This is a genomic window from Raoultibacter timonensis (genome assembly GCF_900240215.1).
Taxonomy (GTDB): Bacteria; Actinomycetota; Coriobacteriia; order Coriobacteriales; family Eggerthellaceae; genus Raoultibacter; species Raoultibacter timonensis.
Window position 1 is genome coordinate 396,244 of sequence record NZ_LT964679.1, and the last position, 18,238, is coordinate 414,481.

The window sequence follows — 18,238 nt, forward strand, 5'->3', positions numbered from 1 at the left end:
AAGTTCGGCCAGACGAAGATTTTCGAGCGAGTGGGGTATTGCCGGGGTAGCTCGGCGCCTCGTTCGAATGGGTGCCATCGTTGCATCGCGCCCCTCTTCGAGCTTCCGGTCAGAGTGAAATCCCTTCAAAAGGAGAGGTGTATGACGAGAGAACTCAAATCCATGGACGGAAACAATGCTGCGGCGTACGTCTCCTATGCGTTTACCGAGGTAGCGGGCATTTACCCCATCACTCCGTCGAGCCCTATGGCCGACTTGGTTGATCAGTGGGCCGCCGCCGGCCAGAAGAACATCTTCGGCACCACGGTGAAGGTATGCGAGATGCAATCGGAAGGCGGTGCCGCAGGCGCAGTCCACGGTTCGCTTGCCGCCGGCGCGTTGACCACCACCTACACGGCTTCCCAGGGTCTGCTTCTCATGATCCCCAACATGTACAAGATGGCAGCCGAAATGCTGCCGAGCGTGTTTCACGTAAGCGCCCGCACGGTTGCCACCCAGGCTCTCAGCATCTTCGGCGACCATTCCGACGTCATGGCGTGCCGCCAAACCGGTTTCGCCATGCTCGCCGAGAGCAACGTCCAGGAGGTCATGGATCTGTCTGCCGTCGCCCACCTTGCGGCCATCAAGGGCCGCGTTCCCTTCATCAACTTCTTCGACGGCTTCCGCACGTCGCATGAAGTGCAGAAGATCGCCGTATGGGATTACGACGATCTGGCCGAGATGTGCGATATGGATGCGGTGCGCGACTTCCGCGACCACGCGCTCAACCCCGAGCGTCCGGCCATGCGCGGCAGCCACGAGAACGGCGATGTGTTCTTCCAGCACCGCGAGGCATGCAACAGCCATTACGCTGCGCTGCCTGCGGTAGTCGAAGATTACATGCACCAGGTGAACGCCAAGCTCGGCACCGATTACGAACTGTTCAACTACTACGGCGCCGCGGATGCCGATCGCGTTATCGTAGCGATGGGCTCGTTCTGCGACGTCGTCGAAGAGGTCGTCGACTACCTGAATGCGCACGGCGAGAAGGTCGGCCTCGTGAAGGTTCGCCTGTACCGCCCGTTCGTGACCGAGAAGTTCATGGCGGCGCTGCCCGAGACCGTGAAGAAGATCGCAGTCATGGACCGCACCAAAGAGCCGGGCGCCGTAGGCGAGCCGCTCTACATGGACGTGGTGAACGCGCTCGTGCACGAAGGCCGCACCGATCTCATCGTGGTCGGCGGCCGTTACGGTCTGGCTTCGAAGGACACGCCCCCCTCGTCGGTGTTCGCCGTATACACCGAGCTCGAGAAGGACGCTCCGGCGCGCGAGTTCACGGTCGGCATCGTCGACGACGTGACGAACCTCTCGCTTCCCGAAGATCCGGCGAGTCCGAATACCGCAGCTGAAGGCACCATCGAGTGCAAGTTCTGGGGTCTCGGCGGCGATGGCACGGTCGGCGCTAACAAGAACTCCATCAAGATCATCGGCGACCATACCGATAAGTACGTGCAGGCCTACTTCCAGTACGACTCCAAGAAGACCGGCGGCGTGACGATCAGCCACCTGCGCTTCGGCGACTCGCCCATCAGGAGCACCTACTACGTCAACAAGGCCGACTTCGTCGCCTGCCATAACCCGTCGTACGTGACCAAGGGCTTTCGCATGGTCAACGACGTCAAGCCCGGTGGCACGTTCATGATCAACTGCCAATGGACGCCCGAGGAGCTCGAGCATCATCTGAACGCCGAGGCGAAGCGCTATATCGCCGAGAACGATATCAAGCTCTACACCATCAACGCCATCGATCTCGCCCAGGAGATCGGCATGGGCAAACGCACGAACACCATCCTGCAATCGGCGTTCTTCGCGCTTGCGAACGTGATTCCCCAGAACGAAGCCCTTCAGTACATGAAGGACGCGGCGACCAAGTCCTACCTTAAGAAGGGTCAGGAAATCGTCGACATGAACCATCGCGCCATCGAAGCGGGCGCTACGGCCTTCATGCAGGTCGAAGTGCCGGCGAGCTGGGCCGAGGCGACCGATGAGGCCGATACCGCCGAGCTTGCGGGTCGTCCCGAGCTCGTGAAGCAGGTTGTCGAGATCATGGAGCCGGTCGGCCGCATGGACGGCGACCGCCTGCCCGTTTCGGCATTCGTCGCTCATGCTGACGGCCAGTTCGAGCAGGGCGCTGCCGCCTACGAGAAGCGCGGCGTTGCCGTGAGCGTGCCCGAATGGGACGCTGCGACCTGCATCCAGTGCAACCAGTGCGCCTTCGTGTGCCCGCATGCCACCATTCGTCCCTTCGCCCTGACCGAAGCAGAGGCTGCCGGCGCCCCGTCGGCAGCCAAGCTCGTGCCGATGAAGGGCAAGGGCAACGACGGGTTCCAATACACGCTTGCCATCTCGCCGCTCGACTGCATGGGCTGCGGCGTGTGCGTGAACGTGTGCCCGACCGATTCGCTTGCTATGGTCGCACAGGAAAACGAGCTCGCCCAGCAGGGCGTGTTCGAGTACTGTGTCGCCCAGGTTTCCGATAAGCCCGAGCTGGAAGATGTCAGCGTGAAGGGCAGTCAGTTCAAGCAGCCGCTGCTCGAGTTCTCGGGCGCCTGCGCCGGCTGCGCGGAGACCGCGTACGCGAAGCTCGTCACCCAGCTGTTCGGCGATCGCATGTACGTTGCGAACGCCACGGGCTGCTCGTCGATTTGGGGAGGGCCTGCGGCTACGTCGCCTTATGCCATCAACAAGGACGGCCATGGCCCCGCGTGGTCGAACTCGCTCTTTGAAGACAACGCCGAGCACGGTTTGGGCATGCTGCTCGGACACGAGGCCGTACGCGACAAGCTCGTTGCCGATACGGAGAAGCTCATCGCGGCAGCGGGTGTCGGCGAAGCGGTTAAGGCCGCTGCGCAGGCGTGGATCGACTCCATGGGCGATGCGGATGCGAGCAAGGACGCTTCGGCTGCCTACATCGCCGAGCTCGAGAAACTCGCTGCAGGTGCCGATGGCGAAGCCGGCGAGCTTGCCGCTGCCGTTCTCGAGAACAAGGAATACCTGACCAAGAAGTCCGTCTGGATCTTCGGCGGCGACGGTTGGGCGTACGACATCGGCTATGGCGGACTCGATCACGTGCTCGCTTCGGGCAAAGACGTGAACGTGTTCGTCTTCGATACCGAGGTGTATTCCAATACCGGCGGCCAGGCTTCGAAGGCTTCCAACATCGGCCAGGTCGCCCAGTTCGCGGCTTCCGGCAAGGATATCAAGAAGAAGAGCCTGACCGAGATCGCCATGGCCTACGGGTACGTGTACGTAGCGCAGGTCGCCATGGGTGCGAAACCCGCGCAGACCATTAAGGCCATCGCCGAGGCCGAAGCCTATCCCGGGCCGTCGCTCATCATCGGCTACTCGCCGTGCGAGATGCACTCCATCAAGGGCGGCATGGCGAATTGCCAGGACGAGATGAAGAAGGCTGTGGACTGCGGTTACTGGAACCTATTCCGCTTCAATCCCGAAGCGCCTGCGGGTAAGAAGTTCGTTCTGGACTCCAAAGAACCTGCCGGCGGCTACCAGGAGTTCCTCATGAACGAGGCTCGCTACAGCCGTTTGACCCGCGAGTTCCCCGAGCGCGCAACCGAGCTGTTCGAGCGCAACGAGAAGGCGGCGGTCGATCGCTACGAGCATCTTCTGAAGCTCAAGGAGGTGTACTCCGAGGCGTAGGGCCTCGGTACGAGGTATCAAGGAAAAGGGGCTTGGACGATAATCAAGCCTCTTTTCTTGTATAGTATGCACGTACGAAAACATCCATGCACCAAACAAGGAAGGAAAGAGGGTTCCAATGGCAGAACTACCCCTGATCTTGGGCCTCGTGGCCGGCGTTTTAGCAGCCGTCTACGCGGGTGTCTTGATCACTCGGATCAACAAGTTGCCAGCTGGCAACGAAACGATGCAGGGTATTGCATCGGCAATCCAGGAAGGCGCAATGGCGTATCTTGGCCGCCAGTACCGCACCGTCGCCATCGTGGGCGTCGTTGTGGCTATCGTACTGCTCGTCCCCGGATTCATGGGCGTATCGGGCTTCGGCATTTGGACGGCTATCGGCTTTGTCGTCGGTGGCGTGGCTTCGGCCGCTGCGGGCTTCATCGGCATGCGCATTTCGGTTGCGGCGAACGTGCGCACGGCTGAAGCGGCACGCACCGGGCTCGGTCATGCCCTGCGCGTGGCGTTTCAATCGGGCACCGTCACCGGCATGTTCGTGATCGGCCTGGGCATTCTTTCGGTGTCCATCATGTCGTTTCTCGTGTTCGCGGGCATCGCGCCGTTCTCGGCGCTCGTCGGACTTGGCTTCGGCGGTTCGCTCATTTCGGTGTTCGCCCGTCTCGGCGGCGGTATCTTCACGAAGGCCGCCGACGTAGGAGCCGACCTCGTCGGCAAGGTGGAAGCGGGCATCCCCGAGGACGATCCGCGTAACCCCGCCGTTATCGCCGACAACGTGGGCGACAACGTGGGCGACTGCGCCGGTATGGCGGCCGACCTGTTCGAGACCTACGTCGTGACCACGGTTGCCGCCATGCTCATCGGCAACCTTGCATTCGGCGGCGACAGCATCTACGTGTCGCTCGGTTTCCCGGTTGTGATCGGCGTCGCCTCGATCATCGCTTCGATCATCGGCACGCTGTTCGTCAAGATGAGCCCGAACGGCACCATCATGGGTGCGCTGTACAAGGGCCTGTGGATTTCGGCGATCATCGCCATCATCGCGTTCTTCCCGATCACGAACTGGATGCTCGAGGGCGTTACCGTGGTGAATACCTCGCTCGCCCCGGCGGGCATCACGCCGCTTTCCATCTGGATCTGCGCCGTCATCGGCGTTGTGCTCACGGCGGCAATGGTCTACATCACCGACCACTACACGTCTTCTGAGAAGAAGCCGGTCGAATCCATCGCCGAGGCAAGCGTTTCGGGCCACGGCACGAACGTTATCCAGGGCTTGGCTGTCGGCATGGAGGCCACCGGCCTCCCGATTCTCGTAATCGTCGTCGCGACGCTTGCGAGCTTCTTCTTAGGCGGCATCTTCGGCATCGCCGTCGCAGCGCTCTCGATGCTTTCGATGGCGGGCATCGTCGTCGCCATCGACTCCTTCGGTCCGGTGACCGACAACGCGGGCGGAATCGCCGAGATGAGCGGTTTGCCCGAGAGCGTGCGCGAGAACACCGACGCGCTCGACGCGGTGGGCAACACCACCAAGGCCGTTACCAAGGGCTACGCCATCGCTTCGGCCGCGTTGGCCGCCGTGGTTCTGTTCGCCGACTTCACCCATACGGTGACCGAGGAGACCGGCGCGGTGTTCTCGTTCGACCTGGCGAACCCGTTCGTTCTCATCGGCCTGTTCATCGGCGGCCTCCTGCCGTACCTGTTCGCATCGCGCGCGATGACGAGCGTCGGCAAGGCTGCAGGCGACGTCGTCGAAGAGGTGCGCCGTCAGTTCAAGGAGATCCCCGGCATCATGGAGGGTACGGGCAAGCCCGACTACGCGAGATGCGTCGACCTCGTGACCAAGGCTGCGCTGCGCGAGATGGTGCTTCCGGCTATGATTCCGATCGGCACGCCCGTTCTCATCATCGTCGTCGGCTTCATCCTGCAGGCGATCGGCTATCCCCAGGCGTTCGAGTTCACCACCCTCGTGCTGGGCGGGGCGCTCGTGGGCACCATCATCACGGGCCTGTTCGTCGCCATCTCCATGACGAGCGGCGGCGGTGCGTGGGATAACGCCAAGAAGCTCATCGAGGAGGGCAAGTACGGCGGAAAGGGCTCGTTCGCCCATCAGGCCGCCGTTACCGGCGACACCGTCGGCGACCCCTACAAGGACACGGCGGGTCCCGCGTTGAACTCCATGATCAAAGTGTTCAACATCGTGGCGCTCCTGCTGGTTCCGCTTCTGGCGCTGCTTGCGTAAAGCGCGCGTTCAGGTAAGCTCTGCAAGGGTCGACGGCATCGTGCCGCCGGCCCTTTTCTTTGGCCGAATCGCAGCGCGGCTTCGACCTCGGATACGCGATCTTCCTTTTGGCTTGGGGTTCACTGCGCCGTTCGGGGATGCGAGCCCGCTTTGCCATACCCTGACGGTGTCCACGAAGGGCCTCTGTGCGAAGAGAATTTCGGATTAATCGCCCTTTCACTTTTTGCGATCAGGACTTTTGCTGCAGATATTCCATCATGCAGCGCCTGAAACCTCGCACGGAAGCGATCGGCGGACAGGGGCCGAGGGTTTGGCGGTTGAGCGTGGTTCGGTGGCTGGAGCCTTGCCGATTGTTCGCAGGATGGACGATCGGCGCAAGGGTTGACGGGGCTACGGCTGGTTTTGCCTCATGGGGTCTCCCGCTTGCCCTCCACGAGGTCGATGAGTTCTTGATGGGTGTGCACGCCGAGCTTTGCGTAGATATGGCTCACGTGGGTTTTCACGGTATTGTACGAAACGACGAGCTTCTCCTGGATGAAGCGGGCGTTGCGGCCCTGCGCGAGCAGGCCGAATATCTCGTCCTCGCGGGCGGTGAGGCCGTGGGTTTCGCTCAGCATGCGGCAGCGCTGTTCGAAATCGGCGGGGCGCTCGCTCGGGGCAAGGGGTGCCGCAGGTTCCACTTTGCGAATCGTGTCACCGAAGCTGAAATTGCGCTGCGTGGCCAGGATGTAGATCACGAGGCCGAACACGATGCAGGCGGAGACGGTTGCGATCATGCCGTAATCGACATGGTAGTATTGGTTTGCGAGCCGTCCTAGGTTCGCGCCGATGATCGTACCGAGCGAAGCCATGGCGTTGCCCCATGTGAGCACGACGAGCGCATTGGGTGTGTTCTTGGCGGAAAGCGCAACGAGTACGAAGTACATGAGGATCTCGAACAGCCCGGTGCCGCTGCTCAAAAGGTTGCTTGCGATCAGGTCGTTTTGCGTTCCGGCGATCGAGGGCACGAGAAAGCCCGCGATACTGAACAGGATCGATGCTCTGAACAGCGCATCGGGGTCGAGAGGCCGCTTGCTGACGAGTCGGATGAGGGCGTAGACGCCGAGCGGGATGAGGGCGAGCAGGGGGAAGATGGGCACGCGGTCGGTTTCGGCGAAGGTGAGGGTATAGCCGTAGATGAATCGGAAGATGATGAGCGTGATGAACACCTGGTGGACGAACGGGAGATACGACGCCGGCGAGGTGACCGCCGCATCGGCGGGGGAATCGGCGGCGAGAATCTGACGCAGGATGGGGCGCGCAAGGGAGCTGCAGAGCGCAAGCGTGAGAAAGGGAACGGCTGCGAACAGAAGCAGATTCGCCTCGATCGGAAGATAGGGAAACGCGATGCGCAATGCGTAGGATGCGAAGTAGGCAAGCGCGATGCATACGCCCAAGACGCGCAGATCGAGCCCCATGCAGGCGACGCCGACGATAACGGCTGCAAGGCTGATGCCGATCGTGGCCACCGACGCCCCGATGGCGAGCGTGAGAAACGAATTCAGATACAGACCCGCGAGCGTGAGGATGGCACCCGCCGCGAGCGAGGCGAGGATTCCCGAGAAGAGGCGCTTTTTGAGCATACCTGGCTTCCAGCGGGCGACGAGCGCCATGACGATGAGCGCGAGCCCGCCTGCTGCGGCGCTGATTTCGCGGGTCCACGGCGAAACGGCATCGAAGAGTGGAAACGCGCAGTAGTTGAGCAACCAGTACTCCGTGAACACGAGCACGAGCGCCCCGAAGCATGACGCAATGCGTTTCGCCTGCTTGCCTTCGATGTTCCGCAGCGTGCGTGCGGCATCGGACGATGCGATCGTGTGAGCCATGGATCCCCTCAGGTAACGACTTCAATTTCGTCGTTCATTCTAACAGGGTGATTCGCGCAAAACAGCGGGTAGCGGCCAAAATCACCCGACTCGTATGATGAAAAAACGGCCCGTGCGACGCTACGGTCTTACGAGTCGGGTGCGTCGATTCGATTCGAAGTGCAGCCGACGTATAAGAAAAAGCAGGGCAAGGGAGGATCTATGAAATCATCAACCACCATGCAGAAAAGCGGCATGAGCCGCCGCGCCTTCTTAGGACTCGGTGCAACGGCAGCCGTACTTGCAGGCGCAGGCCTTGCGGGGTGCGCCCCTGCGGCTCCCTCGGCGAGTGCCGAGGGAGGAAGCGGTGCCGATGCGGCAACCGACTGGCTCGGTGCCGAGCCGGAGATCGACGAGAGCGATATCGTCGAGACCGTCGACACCGAAGTGCTCGTATGCGGAGCGGGAACATCGGGCTTGTTTGCCGCGTGCTCGGCAGCCGAGGAGGGTGCCAAGGTCGTATGCCTCGAAAAGGGCTCCATCGGCGGCGGCGTGCGCGACAATCTCGGCTCGATCAACAGCCGTCTCCAGAAGGAAGCGGGCGTGGAGATCGACGAGAACGAGATCTGCAACGATTTGACCCGCTACGCGAACAATTACTGCAATCAGCGCCTCTACCATATCTGGGCGCAGAATTCCGGCGAGGCGATCGACTGGTACCAGGATCGGCTCGAGGAGGCGGGCTTCGAGCTGTTCTTCGAGGGTGCCGAAAACGCGAAGCCGTCTCGCTACAAGCACTGGCCGACCGGCCACATTCCCAGCTGGCCCGCCGATGCCGAGTTCGCCGGCCTCAAAGATGTGGTCAACGGAAAGATCGTACTCGGCGACTATGCGAAGGAGAAGGGCGTCGATTTCCGCTTCTTGACGCCGCTCGTCAAGCTCGTTAAAGAGGGCGACAAGGTTACGGGCGCCATCGCGAAGGGCCCCGACGGCTACATCAGGATCAACGCCTCGAAGGGCACCGTGGTGTGCACGGGCGGCTATGCGCGCAACGAGGACATGCTCAAGGCGCTGCAGCCCCAGACGCTCAGCAAGTACTCGCTTTCCATCGCCATCGACGGCACGACGGGCGACGGCATCAAATCGTGTCTGTGGGCAGGGGCGCACATGGACGAGGCCCATACGGCCATGGTGTTCGACCGCGTTGCCGTCAAGCCCGACGAGTACGGCGGAGCCGAAACGGTGGGGTCGCTGTTCTGGATGGGGTCGAACCCCTGGCTCAAGGTCAACCTCAACGGCGAGCGCTTCACCAACGAATCGGCTCCCTACGACTACGTGCTCAACGCCGCCATCGCACAGCCGCACCATACGGTCGTCGACATCTGGGATTCGGATTATGCGACCTACCTCGAGCAGTTCGATATCCACGGATGCGCCCGCGTGTACCCGTTCGACAACGGCGCGCCTACCAACATGACGCTCGAAGTGACGGAGGGCATCAACGAGGGCCTCATCGAAAACGGCTACATCATCAAAGCCGATACGATCGAGGAGCTGGCGAAGGGTCTCGGCATTCCCGCAGATAACCTGAAGAAGACGGTCGATCGTCAGAACGAGAACTTCGACAACCAGATCGATCCTGATTTCGGCAAGGAGGATTTCCGTCTGTCCGCCATCCGTACGCCCCCATTTTACGGGGTGCGCACCTCGGGCTACATGCTCTGCACGCTCGACGGCATTACGATCAACGAGGATTTCCAGGCGGTTGACGAGGGCGGCAACGCGATCGAGGGCCTGTACGTGGCGGGCGTCGATTCGGGATCGTACTTCGCCCACACCTATCCGAACATGTCGACCGGCCATTGCTGCGGACGTTCGGTTACCTTCGCCCGCATGATCGGCAAGGCGCTCGCTGCGAAGTAGCATCGAGCCTCTATCGGCAACGTCTCCCTCAACGCTGCCCGCATAAGAAAACCCGCGCAGTTCGGTTGCGCGGGTTTTCTTGCGTCGCGATTAATAATTTGGAAAGATATAATTAAGAAAGTCTCAAGGTAGGAAGAATAGCCATTAATCTTTGCGGCTCGTAATCTCATGGTAGACGCAGAAATGCGTCGCTTCAAGGGGGAAGCAAGCACGAGAAGGAGGATCGCATGACGAGCTATTTAGATCGAATTCGACAGTCATCGGATATCACCCGAAGGGGATTCATCAAAGCAAGCGCGGCTGCTACGGCGGCTCTTGCTGTTTCGGGAAGCCTTGCGGGCTGCGCGAACAAAGTGCAGAAAAAGGAGGAGGAGCCCAAGTCGGTGGCTACGGTAACACGCGATTTGACCACAGGTACATGGGTCACTGCTGCCTGTTGGCATAACTGCGGCGGACGTTGCCTCAACAAGGCTTTGGTGAAAGACGGCATCGTCGTCAGGCAGAAGACCGACGACACCCACGAAGACACTCCGGATTATCCGCAGCAGCGGGCTTGCGTTCGAGGTCGTTCTCAGCGAAACCACGTTTTGTCTGCCGACCGTTTGAAGTACCCCATGAAAAGGAAGAGCTGGCAGCCTGGCGGAGGAGAGAACTCTCATGGCGAACTGCGTGGGGTTGACGAGTGGGAGAGGATCAGCTGGGATGAGGCGTATGACTATATCGCCGATGAGATCAAGAGGATCGTCGATGAGCACGGCAACCGGGCCCTGTTTGCCGATGGGGGAGCCGTTTCAAAGTTCCTGAGTCTGTACGGCGGCTATATCGGGCACTGGGGAACGACGTCGCGCGGTGCATGGACGTACACGCCTGACGTTGTCGGAATCGCTCCTCAGCCTAACGAGGGTATAAACGATCGTATCGACATGCGCAACAGCGATGTGGTTCTGCTGTTCGGAGTGAATCCCGCGTGGTCCTCTGCGGGAAATCCTGCCTATCATCTGCTTCAGATCAAGAAGGCCGGCGCTAAGTTCGTCGCCGTCGACCCGTTCTACAACGATTCGTATTCCCTTGTCGACGCGGAGTGGATACCGTGCCGCCCCTCTACGGATATGACGTTGTTCCTCGGAATGGCCTATGCCATGGTTGATATGGACGGAGAGAAGGGCCTCATCGACTGGGACTACCTCAATACCCATACGATCGGATTCGACGCCGAGCATATGCCGGAAGGCGAAGACCCGAACGGCAATTTCAAAGATTACCTTCTGGGAACGTTCGACGGTGTGCCGAAAACACCTGAATGGGCATCTGCCATCTGCGGTGTCGAACCCGACAAGATACGCTATCTAGCGGAACTTGCGGGCAAGGATAACAAAACGTCGATCCTCATGGCTTGGGCTTCTGCTCGAACCCATAATGCCGACAGTCTGCCTCAGCTGGTTATGACGCTCGGCGCTATGGGCGGGCATTTCGGCAAGTCGGGGCACATGTGCGGGCTTTCGTGCCATTCCCGCTCGTTCAGCGGCGGAACGTATTTGGTTGGTTCGGGATCCGCGGGCCTTCCTTCGATCAAAAACCCGCTGGGCGGAACCGAGAACATCAACGATACCGAGATGTGGAACGCGATCGCCGACGGCAAGTACACGTATGCGGGTGGATCGACCAACAAGGTTCCGGGCGAGGAGCGGGATGTCGATATCAAGCTGATCTACCACGACAGCATGAACGCAAAGCTACAGACGACCGACGGGCAGGCCAAGGGCATCGAGGCGCATCGCAAGGTCGATCTCGTCGTTACCCACTCCCTCTTCATGACGACGAACGCGGTCTATTCCGATTTCGTGCTTCCCATCGAATCGTATTGGGAGAAAGAGGGCGGGTTCCTTCAGGGTAACCGCGAGGCGCTCATTTACCACTCGAAGGTGATCGACCCCCTATACGAATGCCTTTCCGACGAGGCCATTGCTTGCGAGATTGGCACGCGATTGGGCCTCGATCCGAACGAGGTTTTTCCGATCGACGAAAAGCAGCAGCTTTTCAACCAATTCGTCGGTGCGTACGTGATCGACGAATCGGGCGAGAAGAAGCCCTTGGTGACCATCACCGAAGATGATATCGAGGAGTGGGGTTGCGAGGGGGAGCCGCAGGAGGGCTCCATCTCGATGGGTGAACTCATCGAGCAGGGCTTGTATCAGATACCCCGTAAGAGCGGCGATGCGTACGGCTATATCGCCTACGAGGATTTCGTCAGCGACCCCGAGGCCAATCCGATGAAAACCGAGAGCGGCAAGCAGGAGATCTACTCGAAGGTGCTGCGCGACACGATCAACGCGATAGGCTACAGCACGATCGAGGCGGTGCCGACCTACGTGCCTCCGCAAGAGGGCTACGAGGCGACCTTCAGCGATTTCTCGGCTGGAGTAAAAGGCGAGTACCCCTTCCAGGTGTATAACCCGCACTACCTGCGTCGTTCGCATACGGTATTCGACAACGTCGAATGGCTTCGAGAGGCATGGCCCAATCCGGTGTTCATCAATATCGGCGATGCCGAAAGCCTCGGCATCGAGTCGGGCGATACGGTCTTGCTGACAAGCCCTCATGGCAAGTGCATTCGCAAGGCCTGTCCGACGAACCGCTTCATGTCGGGGGTTATCGGCCTTCCGCATGGTGCCTGGGTCGATATCGATCCTGAAACGGGAATCGACCGGGCGGGATCCGACAACATTCTTACAGGTCAAATTCAGTCTGGTCAGGGAGTATCGGGATGGAATACCTGCATCTGCAACATCGAGAAATACAACGAGGAGCTTGCTGCAGATGACGAGGTTCCCATGCGGATTCCCGAAGCGCAGAATTAGGGGGATGATTGATTATGAGGCAAGGGTTCTATTTCGATATGACCGCATGCATTGGTTGCAGGACGTGTCAGGTTGCATGCAAGGATAAGAACGATCTTCCGATCGGTGTGGTGTTCAGGAACGTAACCGATTACGAGGTCGGGGACTATCCGAGCATTGCGACCTACCATTATTCCGCGTCGTGCAACCACTGCGAAACACCCGCATGCGTTGCCGTCTGCCCGAATGAGGCTATGTTCGTAGACGAGGAAGACGGTACCATCCAGCATGACGATAGCAAGTGCATCGGATGTCAATACTGCGTGAACGCCTGTCCGTACGGAGTTCCGAAGTATATCGAGGATATCCAGTTGACCCATAAATGCGACGGGTGCAAAACGCTGCGGGAAAACGGGGAAAACCCCGCCTGCGTCAGCGCATGCCCTATGCGCGCTCTCGAGTTCGGGCCCATCGACGATTTGAGGGCCGCTCATCCCGATGCCGTCAACCAGATAACGATTCTTCCCGATGCAAGTCAGACCAATCCATCGGTCGCGATCGAAGCGAAGAAGGCTGCGCTTGACGCAGGGGCAACGCCGGTCTTGATGTAGAAGGACTATTAAACCGCATTCGGCGCCGTGGCAGTTGGGGGCTGCCACGGCTCCCGCGTTGCAGAGGGAAGGGGAGCGATGAGACGGTGCGATAGCGCGACGGTTGTGGCATTGTGCAACCGATGGTTTCTCTATTCGTTTTTCGGAAGATTGTTCGCGGCAGAGCCCGACGGAGACCTCCTCGAACTTGTCGAAGGCGATCATTTGGCAGAAGAGTGTTCGATGCTCGATGCTGCCGACCAGCAAGTCGGAAAAATCCTATGTTTTCGTGCGAGAGGCTCGGTGCTTGATCGAGAAACCGATCTCGAGGCGCTCGTCGGCGAGTACACGAAACTCATGATCGGACCTGGGAAGGTGCCTGCTCCGCCATGGGAATCGATCTACGTTTCGCGGGAGCCGCTGCTGTTCCAGGAAAGCACGCTTGAGGTTCGCGAGGCGTACGCGGCGGCGGGATTCGAGGCGGCGGGGTACCCCCGCGAAGCTGACGACCATCTGGCGACGGAGCTGAACTTCATGGCCGCTTTGGCTGATCGGGCGGTTCGCGCTTACGAGTCGGAAGACATCGAAGTGTACGAGGATGCCCTTCGAGCCCAATCCCGATTCTTGAAAAACCACCTTCTCGTCTGGATTCATGAATTCTCTGATCGCATGAACGATGTCGATGGTATAAGCTCTTTTTATCCCTCGTTCGCATCGCTCGCCGCTTTGGTGTGCGAGCGCGATGCCGGGGTGATCGAGGAGCTGCTTGCCGAGCTGTAGCGGGGGGCTATGGGTAACATCACGCTGAAAACGAAGTTCGTCGTGCTGATCTCAGCGCTCGTCGTCGTGTCTCTTTTCGCCAACCTGGCGTGGACATCAGTCAACAAGCGCGCTCAGATGGAAAACGAGCTGCGCGAGAAGGGCGAAGTGCTCGCACAGCAGATGGATGCGGTATGGGAGTTCATGGCATCGAACCAGGATCGCCTCGAGCAGATATCGTATACCGAAGACGGCGTGTACCAGGGTCTTCACTGCGCGATCGTCGGGCGCAGCATCGGACTCTTGTTCACCTCGCAATCCGAGTACACGACGCGGTTCGTGAACTTCGACCCGCGAAACGACGCCGACGAGCCCGACGAGTTCGAGGCCGAGGCCCTCGCTGCATTCACCGAGCAAGAGGGCCGAACCGAGTACTACGAGATAGCCGAGTACCAGGGTGAAGAGGTGTTTCGCTATCTTGCGCCCATGACGATCGAGGAAAACTGCCTCGATTGCCACGGCGAGCCAAAGGGTGAGATCGATGTGACGGGCTTCCCTAAAGAGGGGTGGACGATAGGGGATGTGGGCGGTGCCATCAGCATCATCATGCCGCTCGACGTATACCGCGAAAGCGAGCAGTCCGCCATCGTGCAGGATGTGATCTTCTTCGGCGGCATGCTTGCGTTCTGCCTCGTCATCGTCTATGTGGCGCTCGGCTATCTCGTAACCCGGCCGCTCAACAAGATCCAGGCAGGCGTTGAGCAGATCAAGACAGGCGACCTCGACGTGGAGCTCGCCTATACCGAATCGTCGCGCGAGATGAACACGCTTACGGCTGATTTCAACCGGATGGCCGAGGAGCTTTCGACGATGTACGGCAATCTCGAAACCCAGGTCGAGGATCGAACCGCCCAGCTCGCCCACGCAAACGACGTGCTCGAGCGACAGCGCGCCCAGCTCGAAGAAGTGAACGGCCTCTTGCGCGACGAGAATCAGTACAAATCCGAATTCTTGGCCATGATGAGCCATGAGCTGCGCACGCCGCTTACCTCCATCATCGCGTTCGCTGAGATGCTCAACAAGGAGAGCGAGCCGAAAGACGAGAAGGAAGCCGAGACGCGCCGCGAGATCGAAGCGAACAGTCGGGCGCTTCTGTTCATGATCAACGATATTTTGGAGATGAGTCGCCTCGATGCGGGTAGGATAGAGATGAATGTTGAAACGGTCGATTTGGGGGATGTCGCCGGGCTGGTGCAGTCGGTCGTGCAGCCGTTGGCGAAGCAGAATGGAATCGAGTTCACGTGCGAGATCGACGCGGATGTGCCGCTGATCGAAGCCGACTTCGAGAAAGTCAGGCACGTGCTCGAGAACCTGGCGGGCAATGCGGTGAAATTCACGCCCAGGGGCGGATCGGTGCGCTTGCACATAAGCCACCATCCCGAGTGTCGGGAGGTGTGGCTCAGAGTCGCCGATACGGGCATCGGCATTGCCAAGAAAGACCAGCAGCGGGTGTTTGAGCGTTTCGTCCAAGCCGACTCCTCCGCTTCGCGCAAGTACAGCGGTACGGGGCTCGGCTTGGCATTGGCGAAAGAATATACCGAAATGCACCACGGCAGCATCTCGCTGGAAAGCGCAATCGGCGAAGGCAGCGTCTTCACCGTGCGCATGCCGGTCGGCCACGACGCCGAAAGCGAACGGGAGGCGATGTGTAGATGACCCAGGCGAAGATCATGCTTATTGACGATGACGAGAGCTTGCATGTGCTCGTCAGGCGTCTTGCCGAAGATGCGGGATACGCGTTCTGCTCGGCGTACGGGGGAGAAGAGGGTCTAAAAGTCCTCGGCTCCGAAAAGCCCGATCTGCTGCTGCTCGACGTCATGATGCCGGGCACGAACGGGTTCGACGCCTGCCGCCAGATGAGAGAAGACGGCAGGCGCATACCGATCATCTTCCTTTCCGCAAAGGGCGATATCGTCGACAAGAGCATCGGCTTCAAGGCGGGCGGCGACGATTATGTGGTGAAGCCGTTCAGCTCCGACGAACTGCTTCTGCGCATCGAGGCCCATCTGCGCAGGCATAAATCGGATCTCGCGTTCGCCAAGGCGATCACGCGGGAGGGAAGCAACGTGACGGGCGACATCGAGGTGTGCTTCAACCGGTACGAAGTTCGGCTGCGCGGCGAGAAGGTCGATCTCACGGCGAAGGAGTTCGAGATACTGGCCCTTCTGGCGGCGAGTCCCGGCCAGGTGTTTACGCGCGCGCAGATATTCGAGCATATCTGGGGCGAGGGAAGCGATGTGGACGAGAGCAGCATCACGGTGTTCATCCGTAAGATCCGCGAGAAGATCGAGGATAATCCCTCGCAACCCAAATACCTGCTCACCGTATGGCGCGTGGGATACAAGTTCGCCGAACGCGTGTAGCGCATAGCTTGCGGCGGCTCGCATACCACCGGATAGCATGCGAGCCGCCGCCTCTTTTCCGCATCCGCAAGCCATCCTTTGGGATGCGGTTTGGTAACGTTGCGAGAGGAGTTTGCCCTTGTAATCTTGACGGTCGGGTGTCGGTACAATACAGTATTCAAAACATGACGAAACCGATAGTAGAGCCGAGGTGCAGATCGCTTGAATACGCAAGAGGCGTTGCAGTCTTTCGACCTTGATCCACGTCTGTTCTACGACGCTATGGCTTTCAGTACCGATGACTACCTGTACGTTATCGATATGGCGACCGATCGTGCGCTCATCTCGGACAACATGAAGGCAGATTTCGATCTGCCCGACTGCCTGTTCGAGGGGCTCATCCCCTTATGGCGCGCACTCATCGCCGAGCGCGATCTTCAGAGCTTCGACGAATCCATCGATGACATGGTGGCTGGCCGTACCGATTCGCACGACCTCGAGTATCAGGTGAGAAACCGCAAGGGCGAATACGTGTGGATCGTCTGCCGCGGGCTTATGAAGCGCGACGAGAACGGCGCTCCTGCCATGTTCGCGGGTGTGGTTACCAACCTCGAGCGCAAGGGTAAGATCGATCCGACGACGGGACTGTTCATGCACGATAAGTGCATCCAGGTGCTCGACCGCATGCTTGCTCGCGACCGTGTTGCCGGCGGTGTGCTGCTGCTCGGTCTCGACGATTTCTCTCGCATCAATTCGTTGAACGACCATGCATTCGGCAATGTTGTTTTGCGCGTGTTCGCCCAGGGCGTTCAGCGGCTGCTGCCCGAAGACGCTTCGATCTTCCGCTTCGATGGCGATGAATTCGCGATCGTCGCCGAGGGGGCCGATCGCGCCGCGATGGAGGATCTGTACCATGCGATTCACGCGCTCGCGAACCGACAGCAGGATATCGACGGGACCACGTACTTCTGCACGGTTTCGGGCGGGATTGCGATGGGGGATGCGGAGCAATCCAGCGGCTCGGATTTGATCAAGCATGCCGAAAGCGCTTTGGAGGAGAGCAAGCATCGGGGGAAGAACACGGTCTCGTTTTTCTCGGCCGATATGACCGAGGCGAAGCTTCGCCGCCTCGAACTGAGCGACCGCCTTCAAGCATCGGTGCTCGAAGGCATGCGCGGATTCTCGGTTCACTATCAACCGCTTGTGAACGCCGATACGATGAGGATCGACGGAGCGGAGGCCCTGCTTCGCTGGAAAGACGAAAGCCTCGGGCCGGTCGGTCCCGACGAGTTCATTCCCGTACTCGAATCGTACGGCCTTATCGGACAGGTGGGGCGCTGGGTGCTCGAGCGGACGGTGGAGCAATGCGCCGCTTGGAGCAAGGCGCGTTCTGGATTCATAATGAACGTGAACATTTCGTATCTGCAGCTGTTCGAGTCCGATTTCATCCCATTCGTCAAGCAAGTGCTGGATGAATCCCAGGTCAATCCGTCGCAGCTCGTGCTCGAGATGACTGAAAGCTATTTCGTCACCGATCTCGACGCGCTTAAAACGACGTTCGATCGGCTGCGCAGTCTCGGCATTCGACTTGCTATGGACGATTTCGGAACCGGGTACTCGTCGCTCGGCATGCTCTCCCAATCTCCCGCCGATATCGTCAAGATCGATCGCATGTTCATTCGCAACATCGACGGGGAGGCGTTCAACCGCTCGTTCATCGATGCGGTCATCGACTTGTGCCACAGCGTCGGCATCGAGGTGACGGTCGAAGGCGTCGAGGAACCGACCGAGCTCGATACCGTTCGCTCGATCGGCGCCGACTGCATCCAGGGCTTTCTCGTATCGAGGCCCCTTTCCGCAGCCGATTTCGAAGAACGCTTCCTGGCGTAAACGCAAGGTTGCAGCGAGCAGGGCGGTGCCGTTCGCATGCGCGCGGCGAGGCGATGGCGGT

Annotated in this window: 10 protein-coding genes; 9 read left to right on the forward strand and 1 reads right to left on the reverse strand. The window is 59.8% G+C overall.

The genetic code is table 11. The features are described 5' to 3' along the window. Positions 1-141 precede the first annotated feature (141 nt). Together nifJ and C1722_RS01655 are read left to right on the forward strand one after the other, a co-directional pair. Positions 142-3,696, forward strand: coding sequence for a pyruvate:ferredoxin (flavodoxin) oxidoreductase (gene nifJ, locus C1722_RS01650; protein WP_102377721.1), 3,555 nt, complete (start codon positions 142-144; stop codon positions 3,694-3,696). Between the two features lie 118 nt (positions 3,697-3,814). After that, positions 3,815-5,932 carry a sodium-translocating pyrophosphatase gene (locus C1722_RS01655; protein ID WP_102377722.1) on the forward strand — a complete coding sequence of 706 codons (2,118 nt, stop codon included), beginning with the start codon at positions 3,815-3,817 and terminating at the stop codon, positions 5,930-5,932. Between the two features lie 407 nt (positions 5,933-6,339). Here the strand turns inward: C1722_RS01655 and C1722_RS01660 are convergent, their stop codons facing one another. Further along, positions 6,340-7,797: a helix-turn-helix transcriptional regulator gene (locus tag C1722_RS01660; RefSeq protein ID WP_102377723.1), complete on the reverse strand. Its 1,458-nt coding sequence runs from the start codon at positions 7,795-7,797 to the stop codon at positions 6,340-6,342. 201 nt (positions 7,798-7,998) lie between these two features. On the opposite strand from C1722_RS01660, the gene C1722_RS01665 reads away from it, so the two are divergent. The 7 genes from C1722_RS01665 to C1722_RS01695 all read left to right on the forward strand — a co-directional run bounded on the left by C1722_RS01665 (position 7,999) and on the right by C1722_RS01695 (position 18,177). Continuing rightward, a complete protein-coding gene (locus C1722_RS01665; protein ID WP_244902404.1) occupies positions 7,999-9,699 on the forward strand; it encodes an FAD-dependent oxidoreductase in 1,701 nt (566 codons plus the stop codon). A gap of 227 nt (positions 9,700-9,926) precedes the next feature. Beyond that, on the forward strand, positions 9,927-12,557 hold the full coding sequence (locus C1722_RS01670; RefSeq protein WP_102377724.1) for a molybdopterin-dependent oxidoreductase: 2,631 nt from the start codon (positions 9,927-9,929) through the stop codon (positions 12,555-12,557). 38 nt (positions 12,558-12,595) lie between these two features. Then, positions 12,596-13,147, forward strand: coding sequence for a 4Fe-4S dicluster domain-containing protein (locus C1722_RS01675; protein WP_342352745.1), 552 nt, complete (start codon positions 12,596-12,598; stop codon positions 13,145-13,147). A 78-nt stretch (positions 13,148-13,225) separates the two neighbouring features. After that, a complete protein-coding gene (locus C1722_RS01680; protein ID WP_102377726.1) occupies positions 13,226-13,906 on the forward strand; it encodes a TorD/DmsD family molecular chaperone in 681 nt (226 codons plus the stop codon). Between the two features lie 9 nt (positions 13,907-13,915). Next, positions 13,916-15,601, forward strand: coding sequence for an ATP-binding protein (locus C1722_RS01685; RefSeq protein ID WP_102377727.1), 1,686 nt, complete (start codon positions 13,916-13,918; stop codon positions 15,599-15,601). Beyond that, complete coding sequence (locus C1722_RS01690) at positions 15,598-16,308, forward strand: response regulator transcription factor (RefSeq protein WP_102377728.1); 711 nt, start codon at positions 15,598-15,600, stop codon at positions 16,306-16,308. Before C1722_RS01685 ends, C1722_RS01690 begins: the two co-directional genes overlap by 4 nt. Positions 16,309-16,509: 201 nt before the next feature. Continuing rightward, positions 16,510-18,177: a putative bifunctional diguanylate cyclase/phosphodiesterase gene (locus C1722_RS01695; protein ID WP_102377729.1), complete on the forward strand. Its 1,668-nt coding sequence runs from the start codon at positions 16,510-16,512 to the stop codon at positions 18,175-18,177. Positions 18,178-18,238: the final 61 nt, after the last annotated feature.